Below are 23,065 nucleotides of genomic sequence, written 5' to 3' on the forward strand. Positions count from 1 at the left end.
CGGGGCCCAAAGCAACGTCAGTTGCGGGCCTCCGCTGCGGGAGGCTTCGGCCCGCTTTGAATGGAGACTGCCATTATAAAGAGACGCCGCGTCCCGTTTATTCCGAGAGGCAACGCAACTGAAAACCGTGGGCGCGACTGCTCGCATCCGAAGGATACATGTACGTCATATCGAATAACAGACGCCAGGTGCCCGTGCTACTGCCGGGTACTGACGAAGACCAGATCGTACCTTCGCTGCCGATGCTACGCTGCACGCCGTCCGCACGATAGCGGTAGCCCGGGGCGGGGGGGTGATTTCCCTTTTAAGGCGTCGGCGCGCGGTTGGCTTGAGGGTACTGCCCTTACGCCGGGCGGGCGGTGCGTGCCGCACTCCCAATTGGCCGTGTCAGCCCCGTTTATTCCGAGAGGCAACGCAACTGAAGACCGCTGGCCCGGTGCGCCGTGTAGCTGGGGTAGAGTACCGTCACGTTGAAAGACAAGTTCACGCCACTGGTGTTGCTGACCGTCGAAGACCAGCTGTAACCGCTGCCGCCGACGTACACCGGATCGCCCGAGCGCGAATGGCGGTTGCCCGGGGCGGGAGCTGTCCGGTGTCGAATACAGGAAAAAACAGTATATTTGCCTACTCGTAAAATTTCATTCGATTCCCTTAATCTATCTCCCAAGGCAGAGAAGCCCCATGAATACCGATACAGCTCTCCTCACCGCCGCGAAAAGACTCCCCGAGAGAACCGTCGAACGCCTGAGCGAATATCGTCGCATGCTGCTGGAGTGCTTGAAACAGGGAAAAACCCATATCTATTCCCACGAACTCGCTTCGATGCACGGCATTACCGCCGTTCAGGTGCGGCGCGACCTGATGCTCATCGGCTTCAGCAGCGATACCAAGAAAGGCTATGACGTGGAGGTGCTCATCGACTTTATCGGCACCCTGCTCGACAGCCCGGCCGGGTTGAACGTCGGCGTGATCGGGATGGGGAATCTGGCTCAGGCTGTGACCCACTATTTCAACGGGAAACGCTCCAAACTGCGCATTACCGCCGCTTTCGACATCGATCCGAACAAAGTGGGGCATACGGTGGCGGGGGTGCCGTGCTATCATATGGAGACCTTTGTCGAAACCGCCCGGAAACTCGATCTCCGGATCGTGATCCTGACTTCCCCCTCGTCGGTGGCGGCCGGGATGGTCGAACCCGTCACCCGGGCCGGGATACGCGGAGTGCTCAATTTTACCTCCACGCCGCTCAATTTTCCGGACGACATCTATGTCGAAGATTACGACATCATTACCTTGCTGGAGAAGGTAGCCTATTTCTCCAAAGGAGATTTGTCGGACTCCGTTGCGGTGCAGGATTAATTTCGGAGGAGAGACCTCTCATGGAAGTGCATTACGGATTCGAGACCCTGCCTGCGTTCGATCGAACGGCCGTCGCCGTGGGGTCGTTCGACGGCGTCCACCGCGGACACCGGCTGCTGATCGACCGGCTGAACGCGGCGGCCCGCGATCTGCCCGGCGGAGAGGGAACTTCGGTCGTAGTGACCTTCGACCCTCATCCGCGGTTCGTGCTTCGGGGAGAGAATCGGCTGTTGAGCACGCTGCCCGAAAAACTCGACCTGTTGTCCGAGACAGAGGTAGACCATGTCGTGGTCGTACATTTTACGCCGGAATTCAGCCGGATCGACAGCGAAACCTTTGTCCGCGATTATCTGAGAGGTCTGTTGCGGGCCGAGATCGTCCTCTCCGGCGAAGGGCACCATTTCGGTCACGACCGCTCCGGATCGATCGAAGCCTTGGAACGCGACGGCATCCATACGGCCAGTCTGGGGCGGTACGAACAGATCAGCTCGACCGCGATTCGGCGGGCGATCGAGGCCGGAGAGATGGAACGAGCCGCCGGAATGCTCGGAGCGCCTTATCTGATTCGGCGAGATACGCTCTCCGACCCCACGAAACTGCTTCCGCCGGCGGGCGAGTATCGGGTCTCTTTTCCCGACCGCGGTCCGGCCGAGGACCAACTGTACGTCGACTCCTCTCTGGCCGGACGACAGGATTTGCCCCTTCGCATCCGGGTACTTGGAAAATAGCGATATATCGTCTATATTTGTTCATGGATCGAATGCCGCTTCCTGCGGACGGACGGTCTGCCTCTGACGATAACAAAACGAACAAACTCTAACTGGATATGCGACTGATTATCGAACCCGATTATGCCCACCTCTCGCGCTGGGCGGCCAACTACATTGCGCACAAAATCAATGCTTTTGCTCCGACGGCGGGGAAACCGTTCGTACTGGGGTTGCCCACCGGTTCCACGCCGCTGGGGACGTACAAGGAGCTGATCGCGCTTCACAAGGCGGGAAAAGTTTCGTTTGCCAACGTGGTGACGTTCAACATGGACGAATATTGCGGCATCCCGAAAGAGCATCCGCAGAGCTACTACACGTTCATGTGGAGCAACTTTTTCAACCACGTCGACATCAAGCCCGAAAACGTTAACATTCTGAACGGCAACGCGCCGGATCCGGAGGCGGAGTGTGCGGCTTACGAGGCGAAAATCGAAGCGCTGGGTGGGATTCATCTCTTTATGGGCGGGATCGGGCCGGACGGTCATATCGCTTTCAACGAGCCGGCGTCGTCGCTGACCTCGCGGACGCGGATGAAGACCTTGACGCTGGATACCATTATCGCCAACTCGCGGTTCTTCGAAAACGACATCAATAAAGTGCCCAAGACGGCGCTGACGGTAGGTGTGGGGACGATAATGGCGGCCCGCGAGGTGCTGATTCTCGTGAACGGGCACGGAAAGGCGCGGGCTCTGCGGCACGGGGTGGAAGAGGGGATCAACCATATGTGGACGATCAGTGCGTTGCAGCAGCATCCGCACGGGATCATCGTCTGCGACGAAGACGCCACTTCGGAACTGAAGGTGGGTACTTATAAGTATTTCAAGGACATCGAAAGTCGGAATCTCGATCCGGAGACTCAGTTGTAGCTTTTGACTTACAGCGCAGTTTTATCCGTCTTTTCTTCCGGTTTTAAACCGGAAGAAAAGACGGATTTTTGTGTGGCATGTACTGTTCGCAGCGCAACATGTTTGAAATTGCGGGTAGACCCGGCCAAAGCATCCCGCAGTGATGCGCTCTAAAGTTTTTTCGGTTCCTTTTGTTCACAAAAGAAACAGGTCGAAGTGCGTGGATGAAGCATGGAACGATGAATTGGGCTGGGCAGAAAAGTGGAAATGCGTAGCATTTCCCGTCCACGGGACGTGGGGCCCGCGCGGCCCGAGCGCAGTACCCTCATACCAAGGCGCGCGGACAGAACTCATTTCCGTCGCCCGCCCGCTTAAAGAGGGATTTCACTCATTTTGCGGAGAGCAAAATCGAGATGAAATCCCAGCGGGCGACGATTAAAGTGCTCCGCGCGCGACTGCTGGAGTAGGAAATCGTTCAAAGCGACTTGCGCTTTGAACAAGATTTCCGCCAGCGCGCGTAGGGTAGAGGCTGCTATTTCGGAGTGCCCGGAGGCACCGGCGGAGCGATAGCGGAACCGTAGTGAGGCGGACACCGGGCGGTGCTTTGGGCCGTATAAGGCCGAGGATGGGGCGGTGAATTGGGCTGAGCTTTTGCGGCTCATAGAGCCGCGCAGTCCGCCGCCACCCCACGCGGCGGACTGCAACTTCGCGGAGCTCGTTGCGCCTCCGCTGGCGTCGAACTGTCGTTTGTATTGCGAGTGAGGCAGAGTTGAGAACAGGCCGGCGCCCGGGAGCGACCGCAATTCTCGACGCGTGAGCGGCGAGTTGCGGGCCTCCCGATGGGAGGCGTCCGGCCCGCGCGACCCTGCGGGTCGCAGGAACTCGGTCGATTAGGTAGAGGCTGCCTTTATTGGGGTAGACACGGCCAGTAAAAGACGTAGCGCGTCCGTTTATTCCGAGAGGCAACGCAACTGAAGACCGTAGGCGCGGCAGTTTGTATCACTGGTACGAAGGTATCCGGAGGAAAAATTCAAAAATTGTCCTTGAATTTGATTAACCGATGAGGACCAACTGTAACCGTAATAACCGGTATCCAACAAGCCACCTAGCCCTCCGCGATGTCCTGCGTCGCGGAAGCCCGGGGCGGGTGTTTCGTTTCCTGTTTATTCCGAGAGGCAACGCAACTGAAAGCCGTAGGTACGGCTGTTTACAAAACTGGGCTCAAGATCAGCGGTACTGAATGTCAGATATGCTCCATCAATGTCATTCGTTGCGGACGACCAGCTGAATCCGTGACAACCGATATATACCAGTGTCCCGGAGTTTGTATGACGGTAGCCCGGGGCGGGGTGTTGGGTTTGGAGCATTTTCTCGCGTACCTTAGAAGAACAAACGTGCTTTAGAAAAATAAAATCAGGCTTTGCAATTTAGCTTGCAAAACCTGATTTTCATATGAATAATCGGAAACGCTTATTTTGCCTGCAGCGTCAGCTTCGCACCTTTGACACCCGGCGCCGTCGCTTCGAAAACAATCTCGCCCGGCGCCTCCGCACTTTGTACGATCGCCGTCAGCTGGCCGCTGAAGAGCTTCATTTGCGGCAGGTGGAACAGCTCCAGCGAAGCCGGATTGCCATTCGCCGCCGCACGGTAACTCCCCGCGCCCTTCACCTTGAATCTGATCTCACGCGTGTCCTCCGGGCACAGGTTCCCCTCCTTATCCACCACCCGCACGTTGATAAACGAGAGGTCTTTGCCCGTCGCATCCAGCACCGTTCGATCCGCCGTCAGTTCGATGCGATGCGGCTTTCCTGCCGTACGAATCTCCTCGGTCGCCATCGCCCGGCCCGTCGAATCATAGGCCACCACGCGCACCGTCCCCGGCTCATATTTCGTATCCATCCACATCAGCCGGTAACGCTTCTGCCGCTCGAACGACGCCTGTGCCTCCTTCGTATAAGAACCCTCCACCCTGATCGTCGTATCCTTCGTGCGAATCCCCTGGCTCACCCCATTGATAAAGAGCTCGGCCGACGGGTAATTCGTGTAGACGAAGACCGGAATCGTATCCCCGATCCGTTCCTCCGGCCACGTCCAGTGCGGCAGGATATGCAGCGTCTCCTCGGTCGGGTTCCAGTGGCTGCGGTAGAGGTAATAGCGGTCTTTCGGAATTCCCGCCAGGTCGATGATCCCGAACAGCGAACTGTGGCTCGGCCAGTTCGTGTAGTACGGCGTCGGCTCGCCCAGGTAGTCGAATCCCGTCCAGACGAACTCCCCGATGGCATACGGCAAATCCTCGTGCTGGATGAAATCGTCCTCCGGCAGGTTCGACCAGCCGCAGTGTTCCACATCGTACGACGATGCCTGATGATCCGGATAGGTCTTCATCGCCGCCCGCACCACCGGAAACTTATAGACCCCGCGCGAACTAAGAGTCGAGGCGGTCTCCGTCCCCAGAATGATCCGTTGCGGCAGCTTGCGGTAGTTCTCCGGATACATGAACGGCCGGTAGTTGAATCCCGGCACCTCCATCACCGCCGCGAAGTTGTTGTTGATCACCGCCCCCGGATTGTCCATCCCCTGCGTCACCGGCCGCGTCGGGTCTTCGCGGTGCGCAATCGACTGGAGCCAGTGCGCGATCTTCGCTCCGTGCTCCATCCCCTGCTCCGGCACTTCGTTGCCGATGCACCACATCACCACGCTCGGCGCGTTGCGGTAGTGGCGGATCACATTGACCAAGTCTTTTTCCGCCCAGTCGTCGAACAGCCGGTTGTAGCCGTTCTGGCACTTCGGCGACCGCCATTCGTCGAACGTTTCGACCATCAGCATCATCCCCATCTCGTCGCAGGCTCGCACCAGCTCCGGCGCCGGCATGTTGTGCGACGTGCGGATCGCGTTGGCACCCATATCCTTCAGCATCCGCACCTGCCGCCGGATCGCCGCCTCGTTCACCGCCGCCCCCAGCGGCCCCAGGTCGTGGTGGTTGCAGACCCCCTTGAAAACCGTTTTTTTGCCGTTGAGATAGAACCCGTCGTCCGGCCGCACCTCGATCGTCCGAATCCCGAACGGCGTGCTGTATTCGTCCTTCAGGTCATCCCCCTCGTACAGCTTCGACACAGCCGTATAAAGCACCGGATTCTCCAAATCCCACAACGCCGGACGGTCGACTACAAGATCCTGTGTCAAGACACCCTCGTCATAATCGGTCAGCCGTGTCGTGGTCTCCGCCACCTTGTTTCCCGCGCTGTCCCGGATTTCCGTCACCAGCCGGTAGCGGTTCGTTTCGACGGTTTCCGGTAATATGACCTCCGTCTTCAGATTCACTTTTGCGAACCGCTCGTTCACCACCGGCGTGGTCACATACGTCCCCCAAACCGGAATGTGCGCCCCGTCGGTTACCACCACGTGCACGTTCCGGTACAAACCCGCTCCCGGATACCACCGCGACGACTCCGGCAGATTCTCCAACCGCACCGCCACCGTATTGTTCATCCCGTCGGCATTCAGGTACGGCGTTACGTCGAAGTGGAACGAGTTGTAGCCGTAGGGCCACTCGCCGACCCGCTGCCCGTTGACCCACACCTGTGCGCCGCTCATCGCCCCGTCGAAGAGCAGGGTCGCCCGTCGGGTCGAATCCCGGCCGAACTCCGGCACGTCGAACCGCGTCCGGTACCATCCGGTACCCACGAACGGCAGCCCGCCTGTCCGTCCGGCATGTTCGCTGGGCTCGACCTGCCCGTCCTGCACGATGGCGACATTTTGTTTGTCGTTGTTCGGATTGAACGGCCCGTAGATCGCCCAGTCGTGCGGCACCGTGACGGTCTGCCACCGGCTGTCGTCGTAGTCCGTGCGGAGGGCGGCCGAGTCGTCGGTGCGGGTGAAGCGCCACCCCTTTTCCAGCAGAAATTCGCGCCGGTCGGCCCGGGCGTTCGGCGAGCCGAAGCACCAGAGGCCGAGGGCCAGAAGCAGATAATTCCTTGTTTTCATCTTCGAACGGTTGGTTTTCGGGTAAAGATAACGATTTTATCGTTGCGAACCCTCCGTCGGCCCGGGCGTCCGGGAGATTTATTTGCGGATTCGGCGCGGAATCGCTACCTTCGCCTCCGCAAGCGGGCGCATGCTCCTGGTGCGTCGCGCGAGAGGCTCCGGTGGTGGAATGGTAGACACGAAGGACTTAAAATCCTTTGGCCATTGCGGCTGTGCGGGTTCAAGTCCCGCCCGGAGTACTGAACGGGCGGTCGATCGACGGATCGACCGCCCGTTTTGCTTCCGGCTAAGAACGGATTTTAGAGCGACTTCCGAAAAAATGTGCCTTTCCGTCGATCGGAAAAGAGCCGGGAGGGTTTGTATTTTTCGGGATTTTCGTATTTTTGGCCTCGAAAACTTAACCAAATCATCATTATGAAACAACTGCTCGAAAAGATCGCCGCTGAGATTGCGAACTTTCAGGAAAACGCTGCTTTGCAGTGCGAAAAAGGCAACAAAGCTGCGGGGACGCGTGCTCGTAAGGCTACGCTGGAACTGACCAAACTGATGAAGGAATTCCGTCAGGTATCGCTCGAAGAATCGAAGAAGTAAGGCGATTTTTGCGGCTCGCAAAAAATGAGACGAGCGCTTTTCCGACCCGGTCGGAAAAGCGCTCGTTCTTTATACACAGGCGCAGAGGGCCGTGCAGCATGGCAGCCCGTTACAGCAAAGCCTTGATGTCCCGGATGATCCGTTCGGCCAACGCATCGGCCGCCGCTTTGTCCCGGCTTTCGGCATAGATCCGGATGATGGGCTCCGTATTCGACTTGCGCAGATGCACCCATTCGGTCGGGAAGTCGATCTTCACCCCGTCGATGTCGTTCACCTTCTCCGAAGCGTATTTTGCTTTCATTTTTGCCAGAATGCCGTCCACGTCCGTCCCCGGCACCAGGTCGATCCGGTTTTTCGAAATGTAGTAGGCCGGGTAGGTCGCTTTCAGTTCCGACAGTTTTTTACCCGTTTTCGCCAGATAGGTCAGCAGCAGAGCCACCCCGACCAGCGCGTCCCGGCCGCTGTGCAACGCCGGATAGATCACCCCGCCGTTCCCCTCGCCGCCGATCACGGCATTCGTCTCGCGCATCTTCGCCACCACATTCACCTCGCCCACCGCCGCCGCGGCATACGAACCGCCGTAGCGCGCCGTCACATCCGCCAGAGCCCGCGACGAGCTCAGGTTCGACACCGTATTCCCCGGCGTCTGCGACAGCACGTAGTCCGCCACCGCCACCAACGTATATTCCTCGCCGAACATCGTCCCGTCTTCGTTGATCAGTGCCAGCCGGTCCACGTCCGGATCGACCACGACACCTAGATCAGCTCCCACGGCCGGAACGCAAGCCGAAATCTCGGTCAGGTGTTCCGGAATCGGTTCCGGATTGTGTGCGAACCGTCCGTCCGGCGTGCAGTTCAGCTCCACCACCTCGACTCCCATCGCCTTCAGCAGGGCCGGCATCACGACGCCGCCCACCGAATTGACCGCGTCCACCACCACCTTGAACTTCGCGTTCCGCACTGCCTCGACATCCACCAGCGGGAGTGCCAGCACGGCGTCGATATGCTGCCGGTCGTACGACTCGCGGGAGATCACGCTGCCGATGCCGTCGATCTCGGCGAACGCATATCCGTCCGTCTCCGCAATCTCCAGCACCCGTGCCCCTTCGGCCGCATTGAGGAATTCGCCCTGCCGGTTGAGCAGTTTCAGGGCATTCCATTGTTTCGGATTGTGGCTGGCCGTGAGGATGATCCCGCCGTCCGCACCGTGGCCCGTCACGGCCATCTCGGTCGTGGGGGTCGTCGCCAGCCCGATCGAGATGACATCCACGCCGCAGGCCATCAGGGTTCCTTCGACGACGTCGGCCACCATCTCGCCCGACAGCCGCGCGTCGCGTCCCACCACGACCCGCAGTTTCCGACCTGCCTGCGTCGCTTCCGGCGTCTGTTCGGCCAGCCACCGGCTGTACGAGGCCGTGAATTTCACTAAATCGAGCGGTGTGAGCGCGTCGCCCGGTGTACCGCCGATCGTGCCGCGGATACCCGAGATGGATTTGATCAGAGTCATGATTGTAAACCGTTTTGTTTTAAATTAAGCGGCAAGTTAGTAATTTAGCCGGACTTATCGACCCTCAGACTATGCAATTCGGTACATTTTTCCGGGAAAACCTGCGGCTCTCGTTCGCTTCGATCGTGGGAAATCGCCTCCGTTCGATCCTGACGATCACCATTATCGCGATCGGCATTCTGTCGCTGGTGGGCATCGTCACGGCGATCGAATCGATTAAGGAGAGTCTGGTCGAGTCGTTCGCCTCGATGGGAACCAACGGTTTTTCGATCCGCGACCGGCAGATGTTCGGCATGGGGCGCGGCGCACGCACCCGGAACGACAATTTCATTCCGTACGAGCAGGCCTGCGAGTTCCGCGACCGTTTCGAATTGCCGGCCTCCGTCTCGTTGTCGATGTATCTGGGGGGCGGGGCGACGGCGCGGTACGGATCGAACGAGACCAATCCGAATCTGACGGTGGCGGCGTTCGACGAAAACGGATTGCCGAACTCCGGTCTGGAGCTGGCCGAGGGGCGCAACTTTTCCAGACAGGAGGTCGAGCGGGGCGATGGGGTCATCATCATCGGGAGCAAGGTGGCCGAACTGCTTTTCCCGAATGGCGAACAGCCGGTCGGAAAGATGATAAACGTTTCGGGCAGCCGCTATGAGGTGATCGGCGTGCTGGCTGCTCGGGGGAACAGTCTGGGTATGGATAATAATGAAGGGTTGCGGACGATCGTTCCGATTACGACGGCGCGGCGGACTTTTTCCTGGATCCATGCCAGTACGGCGATTTCGGTGGTGCCGACCGATCCGCGGCTGCTGAACTTGGCGATGAGCGAGGCGGAGGGGCTGTTCCGTTCGATCCGGCGGCTGGGGGCGGGTGAGGCTGCGGATTTCGCGGTGGAACGGAGCGATGTGCTGATCGAACTTTTGGCCAATGACCTGGCGACGGTCACGCTGGTGGCTTCGATCGTGGGGATCATCACGCTGCTGGGGGCGGCGGTGGGGCTGATGAACATCATGCTGGTGGCGGTCAACGAGCGGACGCGCGAAATCGGCACGCGGATGGCGCTGGGGGCGAAACCGCGGATGATCCGGCAGCAGTTTCTCTTCGAATCCATTCTGATCAGTCAGCTGGGTGGCATCTGCGGAATCGTATTGGGCATTGCGTGCGGCAACCTGATCGCACTGCTGACGGGCGGAGCTTTCGTGGTGCCTTGGGGATGGCTGTTGGTCGGGATCGGACTGTGTCTGGCGGTGGGAATCGGTTCGGGCTACCTGCCGGCCCGTCGGGCGGCTGCGCTGAATCCGGTCGAGGCGCTGAGGTATGAATAGAACAGGTATTAATACCAGACAGAACCGGTGCTTGTGCTGTCGGCCATAAAGGGGCGCTGCCAAGTGTTGTCCCACAAGGTGCCGCGAATTAGATACAGACCTCCGACAGGTAATCCTTCGAAATGGATTTCGTAGTTTGGAGGCATGCCGACTCGACAAGAGTCGCAGAAGTGCCAATCGTTGTCTGCCCAATGATAGATTTCGAGTGGTGTGCGGTCGGCCGGATAAAATGTGTCCCAACGAACTGTCCAGTACAGATTGACGAATTCCATGTCAAGGTGTTGCGTATGCACGGAGTCGGGAAGAATTTCCCGTTTATGTCCCGATGAAGTCAGTACGAACGGTCTGCCTGCCGGATAGTTTCGTCCGCTGCGATAAAAGATCGGCAAATAGAGAATGTCGTTGTTCCCCATGTCCGTGAATGTCGCTGTTCCGTTTCTCAGCGGAGCCCATGCTACCGGCTGCCATGCGGCGGCATTGAAAACGGCCAGGTAAAGGATGCCGTTGTTTTTGTCAAGATTTTGATTCGGAGCGACGGTTACGTCCGATACGGGAACGTATTGTGCAGTTACATCTTTACGGTTGAACGTGGTGAAAAGCGGTGGAATATCTCCCGGTTCGACAGGAGGGTAGAACGTAGGATCGAAAGAGTAGGTACGGCGAAATATTTTGGGCGTTCGTGTGTTTTCGCAGACAGAACGGAATCCGTCCGGGTTGAATTCCGCAGGTTCGAATGGTTGCCATCGACCGGTTGTATCTCGGACAACTGTCCATTCGTGGCCGGAATTGCGATGGGCCCAAGCCGGACACTCGTCTATGGCGGCAGGAATTCCCAGTTCACGCATGATTTGCACGAAAAGGGCCGATATGGCGCGGCAACTTCCTTTCCCTTCTGCCATCAATTCGGAAATAGAAGGCTCGTTGAGCAAAGCGTGCGAGCGCAAATCAAAAATCATCCAGTCCTTTATATCATTGTTGATAAGTGAAGCCGCAACAATAGGGTCATTTCCTGCGGAGTCGAGCAGATGGGCATAGCGAATACGAATCGTATCTCCGATTCGCCGGTCGAACGGCTCTTTTCCTGCTCGGTAGGGAAGTAGGTATTCGCAAAAGTCGGCAAATGACATGCCGCGAGCGTAAGGGGAACCTTGCCAGCGTTCGAGAGCGGTACGAACGATCTGTCGTCGGAGTTCGGGTGACAGCAGGTCGGCGTCCCGATGAACGGTGTGGGTCGCCCGATAGATGCGGCGGAGGGAATCTAGTGTGTCTTTAGCTCGGTAAAGAGTCTTGTAGTCGTAGGGTGTAAAAAGAATGGTGTCGCCCGTACGGGGATTGAGCAGATGATCTTCCGTCCAACCATATCCGATTATATTCGTGTCGAGAAATCGTTCGGCACGCCACTGGTACCATCGATCCAGAATGTGTTTCCTGAAACCGATGGCTGTCGCTCCACATGCCAAGAGAAACGATACGATGATTGCGATTCGGTTTGTTATCATCTATCGAGAAGAGATTTAGCGAGTTATTCGTTCAGATAGTTGTAATATAGTTCTGAATATTTTGAGTTGCTTTTGCTGGGAATGAAAATATCGATTGCCGTTTTATCTTTCCAACGAAATAGAAGGGATTCGTTCATGAGGCGGAGGATGTTGTTTTGTGGAATGGAATCGTAGTCAACTATGGCATAATTGTACGAAGCCTGCAAACGTTGAAATTTTGCTTGCAGATTCTGGATATAATATTTCGGAGCCAAGATCGTGATATTATGATTGAGTCGGTTGTGTTAAAATCAGTTGTAATGAAACAATGTAAACGATTTTCCTTTTGCATCAAATATAATGGTACACATATCACCATCATACCCGGTGTCACAATATTTGTTTCCAATCATTTCGCCGAGGGCAAGCACAAGTTCAAATACGTAGTTGGTGTGTGGAGGGTGGATTTTATTCGAAGATGAATTGCTCGATAATTCGATTATTGTGAGTAACTACGACTGTTTTATTCAATGCCGAAATGGCGTTGCCAGGCAAAGAATGTCTGATTACTTGTCTGTCGAATGTATATGATGAGTCTCCTTGTTCGAGATAGTATTCAATGAGTGGTACATGATGTCGGCTGACAGGAATGATGTATAGGGGAATTTTTAGGTCAGTTTGACCAAGAATATTACAAAAATCAAGTAGTTGGCCGATACAGACAGAGCATCCGGAATTGAGTAGATAAAACATACTATATCCTTGTTTATCAATAAGTACTGAGTCTATTACAGCATTGAGGTGCTTAATTTGATTTATAGCAGAAACTGCTTTTGATTGGGTAGTGTCGCAGTTGTTGACAATTGTTGTGAGAATTGTTATTTGTTCATTTATGCGGTTCTCGTTTTTAGTTTTAACTGGATTGCCGCAAGACGTCAATCCTCCGACGATCAATAAGAGGCAAATGTATCGGTTCATTTTACTTAATTGTTGATGGTGCTGAGTCTTACGAGTATGGGCATATTGTCCGGATCGTGAGATGTAGCATAGATCGAACGGCCATCTTTACTGATTGAGATAGCATTGATGTAGGCTGGATAATAGTAACTGTCAATAAAGTTTCCGTCCCAGTCGAATTGGAAAATCCATGTGTGCAGATCTTTTTCACTTTTTGTCTGAAAGTCGATGAGATCGCCTGTATAAGCCACGTAAAAATAATCGTTGTTGTAAGTATATGCCAAATAGGTGTATGGAACGAGCGGGCCAAAAATCACTTCGCACTTATCATAAATCTTATATTGTACCTCGTGAAAGTCGTCGGGGCCTTGAATGGTCTTGAGCGGATTTGCTAATGTGTCGTAAATTTCGATGTTTGGTTGACGTAAAGGTATGTATATCAGTTTGTCTTTCGTCGGGCTGAGAAATAAATTGCCTTGTGCTATGTTGCGAGTCTGATAATCAAATTCTCCGAAATCTGTATCAGTTGTGTTGGAATCACCGATCAAGAGACGATACGTTTTGTTTCCCAAACCAGATCGCTTGTCGTAGAAACAGTATGGATTCTCGAATACCAACTGACCGTTTGCCAGTCGATTTTTTCCGTACGAAAATACTTGACACTTTTCAAATGACGGTATGTGGTAGTTTTCCGGGGATTTGAGCACTACATCCAAGTCGATGAATGTCAATTGTTGTCGGACAGGATCGGATATCTTTAATGTGTTTTGTTCTAATTCAATGAAAGGTAATAACATTTCTCCCGGGCCTTTCCCTAACCGAATATAACCCCCGATTTGCTGATTGTTTGTTAAATTGTAGAGCTCGATGAATGGAGCATCTTCAGAAGGTGTGTTTATTACAATAAGAACGGTGTCTTGATACACGAAATATTGTTTCGCATACAAAAATTCTTGGGCCAAGGATAAAGTATCGGCATTCAATGCTTTGGTTTCGGTTTTTATCGAGGGAGAGAGTTGCATGACAACTCTTTGTTCTGAGTGAGAGATACATCCGGCTAATAAAAAGGCTAATAAACCATACAAAATAGCAATGTGTTTCATGTCTTGATGAAATTTAAAGGAGATTTGTGTTAACAATACACAAATCTCCTTCTTTTAAGAATCAATTAGAGAAAGGGGTGCCGTAGCAAGATACGTTGTCAAACCAGCAAATACTGCCGTTTCCTCGGCATCCGCCAAGTACATTTCCTTGATTGTCATATACCTCACATTCGGCAAGTGATTCGATGTTATTCATATTAAGCACTGACATGCCAGAAATGTTTTTTGCCACTAACAGACCTATGCTGAAACAACAAACAGCACAAAAACCAACGATTAGATGTTTTCTCATTGAGAAGTTATTTAAAAAAATCTTATTAAGAATAAAGTCAGGGTAAATACTCATTGTCTTACTCCTTTGCATATAACGGTACGGTTGTCACTGGCAGGAAGAGAACAGGTACCTGTTTCGCCTACGCAAGATGCGATTACTGTACCAGCATTATGTACTTCGCAGTCTGCAAATGATTCGACGTTGTTTAACGTCAGGTTACTCCACAACAAAATATTGTCGGAGTAATGTACAGCAGCTGTAATTCCTGTGCTGAGGCAAAGGGCGGCAAAAGCTCCGAATAAAACCTTCTTTTTCATAATCATTTGGTTTTTAGGTTAATGAATGATCTTGAGCGAACTCTGTGTTTTGCCTTTGCAAAGATAGTATTTTATTGACATAAAAACATAAAAACGATTTATAGTTTAAATATCTTTCCGTATCTTTCGATGGAACTTCATTATCGTTACGAAGATAGATATTTCTCAATTGTTTTGTTCTGTGGAATGAAAAATTTAATGATAGGCTACAAAGACTGGCCATATCGCTCCCAACGTCGGCGGCCGGTCGTCGGATCGTGTGAATCCCAGATATGGGTAGCGATACCGACGATATAGTCGGCCGGAACGAATCCGAAATAACGGGAGTCAAATGAGGTGAGGCCGTTGTCGCCGCTGACAAAATAATAATCATCTCGAAAACAGTATTTTGTGGTGAGATGTCCTCCGATAAGATAATAGCCGGTTGGGGTTTCGACGGCGTCCTGTCCGGTTTCGCGGCGTATGATAGGCTGATAGAGGGCGAATGTCAGGCTGTCTAGATGAATCGTTTCGCCTTGTCGGGGTACGAGAAGCGGTCCGAAATTCCGAATAGTCCATTCCGGAACGCACCACGGATAAATCCGGTGCGGACTGTGGCGGGCTATGCTGTCGGGCATATGGGCCAATTCCTGTTGAGCTGGAAGATAGCCTACGGGGTCGGCGTGGCCGGAGATGCGGTAATGGCCGTCGACCACCGAAAGGGTGTCGCCAGGCAGGCCGACGATCCGTTTGACGTACATTTGGTTGATCCGAAAGTGGATGCCGTGGTCGCCGATGTTCGGGAAATTGAAAACTATGATGTCGTTTCTTTGCAACTGCCGGAAGCCAGGGATGCGGAATACGGATGGTTCGGAGGCGTCGCTTAAAAAGTCGAGTGATCGGTAGATTCGTGCGCCGGCAAGTAGCTTGTTTACCAGAATGCGGTCGCCGGGATGAATGGTTGGATACATGGAATCAGTCGGAACCGGATAGCGGTCCCATACGAAAATCCAAAACAGATATTTCAAAATGAATAGCCCGATTAGCAGACCGATGATGCGGAGGCTCCATTTCTGAATTCGACTTTTTAAATGTGTATCCATAAAATTCAAAGTGTTTGCTTTTTAAATACAAAAATACGATCTTTAAATTTTGAAACTATGAGAAAAGAGAATCTTGCGGTACTTGGCGAGTGGGTGGTGGCCGGGCTGGCGGCTGTCATGTTTTATGTGATTCTGGTGACGTCGAATGCGTTGTATAACGGATTGGTGATGGCCAAATACTTTACTTTTTTGTCGTGTTTGGTAGTTTTTTCCGTGGCAGTAGCCGTGTGGGCAGTTGGTAGTTTACGGCGTAAGGAAAATAGTTACAGAATAACATGGATTGATGGGGCTGTTGGGATATTTATCGGGTATTATCTGTTCAATACTCTTGGGTGGGGTGCGGCTAATCCTCGACAAGTGGTTCTTTCGGTTGGTATGGGGATTTGGTATGCAGGCTTGCGTATTCTATTTACTTCGGAGCGGATTTTTCGCATATTAACCGGTATATTGTTGCTTTGTGCGGGATATGAAGCTATTCTCGGGCTGTTACAACATGGTGGATGGATGCTTTCAAATCATGGGTTGTATACAGTGACGGGGACGTTTTTTAATCCAGGGCCGTATGGCGGATTTTTGGCGATGTTTGTGCCGATCGCTTTATATGGTATGATTCGGCGGGAAAAAAGCAGAGTGGGGATGGTTTGTCGGTGGTTGGCAGGAGGGGGTTTCTTTTTTGGGCTCGTTTTGCTCCCGATCACATGGAGCCGTATGGCTTGGTTAGCAGCGTTTACGGGATGTTTGGCTGTGTTGGGAGAACGGTATGGTGCTGCCTTGAAAACAGTTATCATTGAACATCGTCGGGTGATAATTTGTTTGACCGTTATTGCAGTCGTTGGATTTGTTGTCGGAGGGATAGGAATGTGGCGATTGAAAGCGGCTTCAGCAGAAGGAAGATGGTTGATCTGGAAAATTGCGACTCGGATGATTGGGGATGATCCGGTGACAGGGTGTGGTTTCGGACGATTTGCAGGGGGGTATGGTGAATGTCAGGCCGAATATTTTACAGATCCGCGTTTGGCTGCAGAAGTTCTTGTGGCAGGTGCTCCGCAATATGCTTTTAATGAATATGTACAAATATTGGTTGAAGGAGGTGCAATTGGGTTTGTGGGATTTATGACCATGGCGGGACTGGGACTTTGGGGGCTTTGGCGGCGGAGAAAAACGACAGGAGGACTCTTTTTTGGTACAGTAGGGTTGGCGGTTTTTGCAGGTGGGTCATATCCTTTTGCATTGACAGAGTTTCTGTTAGTCGGTATGTTTTTGTTGGCGGTTGCGGCTCCGGCGGCGGCTGGAATACGGGTGCATCGATACGGTGTTGCAGGATGTTGGATAGTGCTTGTATTGACGTGGACGATATTTATTCTGTTAGCTGAACGACCGCGCAAAGAGGCTTATGAGGAGTGGCGGACAGATCGGATGATGTATGATATGAAATTGTATGGTCAGGTGGTGCGGAGTGCAAAACTCTTGTTTCCTTATCTAAAGACAGAACCGGAATTTTTGTTTGAGTACGGCCATTCGTTGCATTTTGTGGGAGATTACAAAAACAGCAATGACGTGTTGATGCAGGGAGTTTTGTTGAGTGCCGATCCGATGTTTTGGAATGTGATGGGAAATAATCATAAAATGTTGGGAAACTTTTTACAGGCCGAAAAATGCTATTTACGTGCGGTGCATGGTGTTCCGAATCGTATCTATCCGTTATATTTGTTAACGAAATTATATCGGGAGACGGGGCAAAAAGCAAAAATGCGGTTGTTGGGGAATGATATTCTGAATTTTCGGGAAAAAATCGTTTCGCCGGCATGTGTCGAGATAAAAAGAGAGGTGGCTCAGTGGATGAATGAACCTTAAAACTGCACAGTCGAGCGCTTGTGTCCTGTGCGGGAGGAGGTTTGGGCAGTGGTGTGTCGATCCTGTTGCTTTGCGGTTCCGAGCGGCTCCGCTCCGCAGCGGGCGACGACCGGAAAGCTGTTGCGGATGAAACCGGAAAACGTTATCTTTGTCCGAGATCTCTCCCGGCGGGGGAGGACTTTGCAATGAACATGAACGGACTGAAAAAGATGCGATTCGACAAACGGGTGCTCGCAGCGGCGATGCTTGTCGCCGGAATGGCGGCGGGATGGTCTTGTGCGAAGAAAGCGCCTGATATTACTGCCGGAATGGCCCGCGAAACGTTTGACGCCTGGGTGGCCAAGTATGCGCCGGCGGCGTATGCCAATCCGTGTCAGGACGTCTATGTCGAGTTCGTCGAACGGGGGCCGGAGGGCGGAGCGGTGCCGGTGCTGGGATACAGCTGGCTGACGCTCGATTATACGGGGAAAACGCTCGACGGGACGGTGTTCGTGACCCGGTCGGATTCGATCTCGAGACGGGTGGGGAAGTTCTCCTATATGACCCACTATGCCGATGATTTTCTGGAGTTCTCGACCTCTTCCACCAAGTTGTGCGACGGGTTGCGGCAGGCTCTGCAGACGATGCGGGTGGGGGATTCGGTGAGGGTCTATATCCCGATGGACAAGGGGTACAGTTATTCGATGGGTATGAACGATGCCTATGCCGGGGAGAATGTGACGTATGCCATGATGCCCATCATGTTCGAGATGCGGTTGCGGGATCTGACCATGTCGCCGTTCGTCTGGGAACGGGATTCGGCCGAGCGGTATGCGCGGCAGCACTGGGGGACGGACTATCGGAACGATACCGTGGGGATGTTCATGCACATCGAAAAACACAATCCGACGGGGGATACCATTACGAAGGACTCGTCGGTCTATGTGTTTTACGAAGAGTACTTTATGGACGGATTCCTGGCGGCGACCAACGTGGATACGGTGGCGGCGAAATGGCATTTTACGGCCACCTCGTCGGGCAACGGATTGGATGAGACGGCGTATGATCCGCTGTTGCTGCAGGGGAGCGCCGGGGCGAATGCTTCGACCAATAAGGTGCTGTATATAGCGGTGCAGGGGATGCGGAAGGGAGAGGTGGCGGAGGTGGTGACGGTCTCCACATGGGCGCAGGGCGATGCGGGGAGTACGACGGTTACGCCGGAGGTGTTGCCGTATCAGCCGATGCGGTACCGGATCCGGGTACTGGAGAAGTGGCCGGAGGAGACTGAAGATGAGGGGGATGAATGATTGTCCGGATGTTTCAGGGCCAGCCTTAGGTTTAGAATTAGAACAGGATGAAGATGGCGGGACGCTTTTCGAAAGGAGGCGTCCCGCCTTTTTTCCACTCCGCTATCCGCTGCGAGCGGATATACTGTTCCGGCTCCGCCAGGTCGCAGGCCACACAGAGATGGGTGTCGGCCTGACAGACCGCCAGCAGGTCGTCGAACAGCCGCCCGTTCCGATACGGTGCCTCGATAAAGATTTGTGTCTGCCGCTCCTCCTGAGCTCGCCGCTCGAAACGGCGGATGGCGCGCTGCCGCTCCGGCCCTTTCACCGGCAGATAGCCGTTGAAAGCGAAAGACTGTCCGTTGGCTCCCGAAGCCATCAGCGCGAGGGTGATCGAGTTCGGGCCGACGAGCGGCACGACTTCGACCCCGTGCTGGTGAGCCGCGGCGACCAGCAGTGCGCCCGGGTCTGCGATGCAGGGCAGGCCTGCTTCCGACATCACGCCGATGTTTTCGCCCCATTCGAGCAGCGGTTCCAGCATCGGTGCCACCTCCTCCGGCGGCGTATGCTCGTTCAGCTCCGTGAAAGTCAGCTCGTCGATCGGTCGCCGCACTCCGCTCCGGGCCAGAAAACGCCGCGCCGTGCGCGTGTTTTCCACCACGAAATAACCGATCTCGTCCAGCACCCGCCGGTTTTCGGCCGGCAGCGTGACGTCCCAGGAGGCGGTTTCGCCGATCGGCGTCGGTATCAGGTATAATTTTCCCATGCGAATGATTTTGAGAGGGAGGCGGATGTGTAGAATATCTCTCAGAGCTATTCCACATCGAGCCGCACGACGGTAATTCCCGCTCCGCCGAACTCCTCGTGTTCGTCGGTGGCCGAAACCACCAGCGGCACCGTCCGCAGGTAGCGCCGCACCTCCTCCTTCAACGCTCCCGTCCCCTTACCGTGCAGAATCGTCACCTGCGGGAATCCCAGCATGATCGCCTCGTCGACGAAGGCCTCGACGCTCTGCAGCGCCTCGGCTGCCCGCATCCCGCGAATGTCCAGCTGCTGCTTGAAGTTGAGCCGTTTTTTCGACGTGTCGTAGCTCTCTGCCGCCGTGGATGCCGACGTCGGGAAGGAGGAGCTGCTTTTCCGTTGTAATTTCTTGTACTCCGCGTGCGGGACGATCTCCAGCCGGCTCTTGTCCACCACGGTCGTCACGTGTCCGAATGCCACCGTCGCCTTTCCCGAGCCTTGCAAGGCGAGTACTTCGCCCACCGTCTGCTGCCCCTTGATCCGGACATGAAATCCCGCTTCAATCTCTTTGGGCTTGGCCGGTCTCTCCGGCGCAGCTCCCTCATCCGTATCCGAAGCGGTCGCACGTTGCGCCTTGCGCTCCTTTCGCCGCTGTTCACGCTCGCGCAGCTGCTTCATCTTCCGGGCGATCGGATCGTCGGCCTCCGATTCCGGCAACGCCGCCGTCTCGCTCCCCGCAATCAAGGTGCGGAAGGCGTCGAATTCTCCCCGTACCTGTCTTGTGCGCTCCCGTTCGGCCTGCGACTCGCGAATCTCGCGGATCGTGCGCTCGATCTGACGGTTGGCCTCTGCTAAAAGTCGTTCTGCCTCCGCGCGCGCCTCTTTCAGGATTTTTGCCTTCTCCGTCTGAATCTCCGACAGCTGCATCTCGTATTGAGCCGCCGTCCGGTCTATATTTTTCTCCGCCTGCCGAATCCGCTCGCGCTTCGATTCCCAGTACCGCTTATCCCGCGCCGCCTCGCGGATATGCTTCTCGGCATTGGCCTGCGCGGCGCCGATCTTCTCCTGTGCCGCCTGGACGATCTCTTCGGGCAAACCCACCTTCCGCGCGATCTCGAATGCGAAAGAACTCCCGGGCCGTCCCATCTCCAACCGGAACAGCGGCCGGATGTTCTGCAGGTCGAACGCCATGGCGCCGTTGGCAATCCCCGCCGCCCCCGCCGCATAGTATTTCAGGTTGGCGTAGTGGGTGGTGATGATTCCCCGCACGTGTCGCTCTTCGAGCCGCTGGAGCACCGCTTCGGCGATCGCCCCGCCCGTTCCCGGCTCGGTGCCCGATCCGAATTCGTCGATCAGCACGAGCGACCGTTCGTCGGCATGCCGCAGGACGGTTTTCATATTGACCAGGTGCGAGGAGTAGGTCGAGAGGTCGTTGTCCAGCGACTGCTGGTCGCCGATGTCGATAAAGAGGCTGTCGAAAATCCCCATCTGCGAGTCGCTGTCGGCCGGGACGAGCCACCCGCATTGCAGCATGTATTGCAGCAGTCCCGCCGTCTTGAGGCAGACGGACTTCCCGCCGGCATTGGGCCCCGAGATCAGGAGGATGTACTTCTCCGCGGTCAGCGTCAGGTCGAGCGGAACGATCGCCTTTTGCTCCTTTTTCAACGTCGCTTCGAGCAGCGGATGGCGTGCCTGACGCAGATGCAGGGTCGCTTCGTCGCGCAGTTCGGGCAGCACGGAGTCGGTCTGCAAGGCATACCGGGCCTTCGCTTCGATAAAGTCGAGGTCGGTGAGATAAGCTCCCGCAAGAAGCAAAGCGGGGAGCTCCGGCCGGAGCCGGTCGGCGAAGGCGGTCAGGATGCGCACGATTTCGCGCCGCTCTTCGTTGGCGAGTTCGCGGAGTTCGTTGTTGAGTTCGACGACTTCGATGGGCTCGATATAGGCGGTGCGTCCGGTCGCCGATTCGTCGTGCACCAGCCCTTTGATTTTCCGTTTATTAACAGCGGCGACCGGAATTACGGTGCGGCCGTCGCGCACCGACACTTCGCTTCCCGCCTCGACCCAACCGGCTGCCTGGGCCTGTCGCAGAATGGCCTGAAGGCGTTTGTCCGCCTGCGAGGCTTTCTCGTATTGTGCCTGCCGCAATCGGGCGAGCTCGGGCGAGGCGTTGTCGCGGATGAGACCGCTCTCCGGATCGATCAGCCGGCCGATTTCCCGGTGCAGCGGGGTGAAGTCTTCGATCGGTGTGGTGCGCTCGCCGAGCAGCGGGTAGAGTCGGGGCGCTGCATCGCCTCCCTCGTCGCCCCGCCGGAAAAAGCCGGTCAGCAGGCCGAGCTGTTCCAAAGCCCGCTGCAGGTCGACCATCTGCGCCGGCTCCAGATAGGTGTTCTCGATCCGGATCCGTCGCAGAAAAATATTGATATCGGGATAGTTGCCGCCCGGGAAATCGCTTTCGACGATCAGAATATCACGCATCTCGGCCGTCTCGCCCAGCAGGCGGCCGAGGGTCGCGAAGTCTGCGGTGAACGCGGCGTCGCGCACGTGTTGTCGCCCGGTCTCGGTGCTGCACAATTGTGAAACAGCGTCCCGGATCTGGGTGAACCCGATGCGTTGTTCGAAATCGTGCGGATAGATCATGGTCAGTCGTTCTTGCGGCCGAATACCGAGAAGTGGATGTAGCGTCCCGGATTGGCTTTCATGTCCTGTAACAGGAGGGTCAGCTCGTTCGACGCTTGGGTCAGGTTGTCATACAGCTGCCGGTCGTAGATCAGCTTCCCGGCGCTCCCCTCCGCCCGATTGACCGCCGCGAGCGCGTCGTCGAGCCGTTTCACTGCCGTCGTCGCGTCGTTCAGCAGGGTCGGCAGGCTGACGCTCAGCGTGTCGGCCATCCCTTCGACCCGATCGACGATACCGGCCATGTGCGGAGCCGCCTCGGCCAGCTGGCTCGACAGTCGGTTCAGGTCGGCCATCGTCTGTCGTAAATCCCCCGCCACCACGGCATCCAGGTTGCCGCTGATCGAGTTGGCGTGGGCCAGCAGACCCGACAGGTTCGCCACATTCTCGTCGCTCAGCACGGCGTTGATGCCGTCCAGAGCCTTCGAAATGCGCGCCACGAGCGTCGTCGCCATCTCTTTGATCTGGTCGTATTCGGTGTTGACCATCTGCAGGATGCCCTGTTCCATCAGCGACGGAATGGTGTCTCCGTCCGCCAGCAGGCTCTTTTCCGAGCCCAGCTGCAGGTCGATCACCTTGGCTCCCATCAGCGAAGCGCTGGTAATCTTGGCTTTGGAGTCGACGGGGATCGGGTAGTCGCGTTTGACGGAAAATTCGGTGATGACCTTGCCGCTCTCCACGTCGTACCACACCTGTTCGACCGTCCCCACCCGGAACCCTTTGATGGTGACCGGCGACGAAGCTTCGATACCGTCCGAGTTGTCGTACACGGCGTAATAGGTGTTGTCGCGGCTGAAGATGTCGCGACTTTTGATGTAGTTGATTCCGAGGTAGAGCAGCAGTATCATGGCGATGCCGAACATGCCGATCCGCGCCTCGCGCGAGATTTTTTTCTTTTTCATAATTTACGGTTTGTCAGCCGGAAATGCGGGGGATTCGGGCACTC

The 23,065-nt window shown here is 55.2% G+C and carries 19 protein-coding genes and 1 tRNA gene; 8 read left to right on the forward strand and 12 right to left on the reverse strand.

The window, feature by feature from the left end:
* Window positions 1-97: 97 nt before the first annotated feature.
* Window positions 98-256, reverse strand: a complete 159-nt coding sequence (locus QZ292_RS01775; protein ID WP_294596991.1) for a hypothetical protein — start codon at window positions 254-256, stop codon at window positions 98-100.
* A gap of 141 nt (window positions 257-397) precedes the next feature.
* A complete protein-coding gene (locus QZ292_RS01780; protein WP_294596996.1) occupies window positions 398-544 on the reverse strand; it encodes a hypothetical protein in 147 nt (48 codons plus the stop codon).
* Window positions 545-681: 137 nt separating this feature from the next.
* On the opposite strand from QZ292_RS01780, the gene QZ292_RS01785 reads away from it, so the two are divergent.
* The 3 genes from QZ292_RS01785 to nagB all read left to right on the forward strand — a co-directional run bounded on the left by QZ292_RS01785 (window position 682) and on the right by nagB (window position 2,995).
* The gene (locus QZ292_RS01785) at window positions 682-1,359 is read left to right on the forward strand and encodes a redox-sensing transcriptional repressor Rex (RefSeq protein WP_294596999.1); all 678 of its coding nucleotides are present in this window, start codon (window positions 682-684) and stop codon (window positions 1,357-1,359) included.
* Window positions 1,360-1,379: 20 nt separating this feature from the next.
* On the forward strand, window positions 1,380-2,087 hold the full coding sequence (locus QZ292_RS01790) for an FAD synthetase family protein (protein ID WP_294597003.1): 708 nt from the start codon (window positions 1,380-1,382) through the stop codon (window positions 2,085-2,087).
* Window positions 2,088-2,185: 98 nt separating this feature from the next.
* The gene (gene nagB / locus QZ292_RS01795; RefSeq protein ID WP_294597008.1) at window positions 2,186-2,995 is read left to right on the forward strand and encodes a glucosamine-6-phosphate deaminase; all 810 of its coding nucleotides are present in this window, start codon (window positions 2,186-2,188) and stop codon (window positions 2,993-2,995) included.
* Window positions 2,996-3,924: 929 nt separating this feature from the next.
* Here the strand turns inward: nagB and QZ292_RS01800 are convergent.
* The gene (locus QZ292_RS01800) at window positions 3,925-4,071 is read right to left on the reverse strand and encodes a hypothetical protein (RefSeq protein ID WP_294597012.1); all 147 of its coding nucleotides are present in this window, start codon (window positions 4,069-4,071) and stop codon (window positions 3,925-3,927) included.
* 373 nt (window positions 4,072-4,444) lie between these two features.
* A complete protein-coding gene (locus QZ292_RS01805) occupies window positions 4,445-6,958 on the reverse strand; it encodes a glycoside hydrolase family 2 TIM barrel-domain containing protein (protein ID WP_294597014.1) in 2,514 nt (837 codons plus the stop codon).
* A gap of 155 nt (window positions 6,959-7,113) precedes the next feature.
* Between QZ292_RS01805 and QZ292_RS01810 the strand changes: the two genes are divergently transcribed.
* Window positions 7,114-7,197, forward strand: a tRNA-Leu gene (locus QZ292_RS01810).
* A gap of 175 nt (window positions 7,198-7,372) precedes the next feature.
* A complete protein-coding gene (locus QZ292_RS01815; protein WP_294597018.1) occupies window positions 7,373-7,549 on the forward strand; it encodes a histone H1 in 177 nt (58 codons plus the stop codon).
* 109 nt (window positions 7,550-7,658) lie between these two features.
* On the opposite strand, the gene glmM is transcribed toward QZ292_RS01815, so the two are convergent.
* Window positions 7,659-9,056 carry a phosphoglucosamine mutase gene (gene glmM, locus QZ292_RS01820; RefSeq protein WP_294597021.1) on the reverse strand — a complete coding sequence of 466 codons (1,398 nt, stop codon included), beginning with the start codon at window positions 9,054-9,056 and terminating at the stop codon, window positions 7,659-7,661.
* A gap of 71 nt (window positions 9,057-9,127) precedes the next feature.
* Between glmM and QZ292_RS01825 the strand changes: the two genes are divergently transcribed.
* A complete protein-coding gene (locus QZ292_RS01825; RefSeq protein WP_294597024.1) occupies window positions 9,128-10,375 on the forward strand; it encodes an ABC transporter permease in 1,248 nt (415 codons plus the stop codon).
* Window positions 10,376-10,383: 8 nt separating this feature from the next.
* Here the strand turns inward: QZ292_RS01825 and QZ292_RS01830 are convergent, their stop codons facing one another.
* The 4 genes from QZ292_RS01830 to lepB form a co-directional block, all read right to left on the reverse strand.
* On the reverse strand, window positions 10,384-11,874 hold the full coding sequence (locus QZ292_RS01830) for a transglutaminase-like domain-containing protein (RefSeq protein WP_294597026.1): 1,491 nt from the start codon (window positions 11,872-11,874) through the stop codon (window positions 10,384-10,386).
* Window positions 11,875-12,836: 962 nt separating this feature from the next.
* The gene (locus tag QZ292_RS01835; protein WP_294597030.1) at window positions 12,837-13,913 is read right to left on the reverse strand and encodes a hypothetical protein; all 1,077 of its coding nucleotides are present in this window, start codon (window positions 13,911-13,913) and stop codon (window positions 12,837-12,839) included.
* A 342-nt stretch (window positions 13,914-14,255) separates the two neighbouring features.
* The gene (locus tag QZ292_RS01840; RefSeq protein ID WP_294597032.1) at window positions 14,256-14,504 is read right to left on the reverse strand and encodes a hypothetical protein; all 249 of its coding nucleotides are present in this window, start codon (window positions 14,502-14,504) and stop codon (window positions 14,256-14,258) included.
* A 206-nt stretch (window positions 14,505-14,710) separates the two neighbouring features.
* Window positions 14,711-15,586, reverse strand: a complete 876-nt coding sequence (gene lepB, locus QZ292_RS01845) for a signal peptidase I (RefSeq protein WP_294597035.1) — start codon at window positions 15,584-15,586, stop codon at window positions 14,711-14,713.
* 57 nt (window positions 15,587-15,643) lie between these two features.
* On the opposite strand from lepB, the gene QZ292_RS01850 reads away from it, so the two are divergent.
* Both QZ292_RS01850 and QZ292_RS01855 read left to right on the forward strand, forming a co-directional pair.
* Window positions 15,644-17,440, forward strand: coding sequence for an O-antigen ligase family protein (locus QZ292_RS01850; protein ID WP_294597037.1), 1,797 nt, complete (start codon window positions 15,644-15,646; stop codon window positions 17,438-17,440).
* Between the two features lie 191 nt (window positions 17,441-17,631).
* The gene (locus QZ292_RS01855) at window positions 17,632-18,726 is read left to right on the forward strand and encodes an FKBP-type peptidyl-prolyl cis-trans isomerase (protein WP_294597040.1); all 1,095 of its coding nucleotides are present in this window, start codon (window positions 17,632-17,634) and stop codon (window positions 18,724-18,726) included.
* A 37-nt stretch (window positions 18,727-18,763) separates the two neighbouring features.
* On the opposite strand, the gene QZ292_RS01860 is transcribed toward QZ292_RS01855, so the two are convergent.
* Genes QZ292_RS01860 through QZ292_RS01870 form a run of 3 tightly spaced genes read right to left on the reverse strand, consistent with a single transcriptional unit; the run spans window position 18,764 to window position 23,021 of the window.
* Entirely contained in the window at window positions 18,764-19,471 is a 708-nt protein-coding gene (locus QZ292_RS01860; protein WP_294597041.1) for an SAM-dependent methyltransferase, read from the reverse strand.
* A gap of 47 nt (window positions 19,472-19,518) precedes the next feature.
* On the reverse strand, window positions 19,519-22,083 hold the full coding sequence (locus tag QZ292_RS01865) for a Smr/MutS family protein (RefSeq protein WP_294597043.1): 2,565 nt from the start codon (window positions 22,081-22,083) through the stop codon (window positions 19,519-19,521).
* 2 nt (window positions 22,084-22,085) lie between these two features.
* On the reverse strand, window positions 22,086-23,021 hold the full coding sequence (locus QZ292_RS01870) for an MlaD family protein (protein ID WP_294597045.1): 936 nt from the start codon (window positions 23,019-23,021) through the stop codon (window positions 22,086-22,088).
* Window positions 23,022-23,065: the final 44 nt, after the last annotated feature.

Source organism: uncultured Rikenella sp. (assembly GCF_910577125.1).
Lineage (GTDB): Bacteria > Bacteroidota > Bacteroidia > Bacteroidales > Rikenellaceae > Rikenella.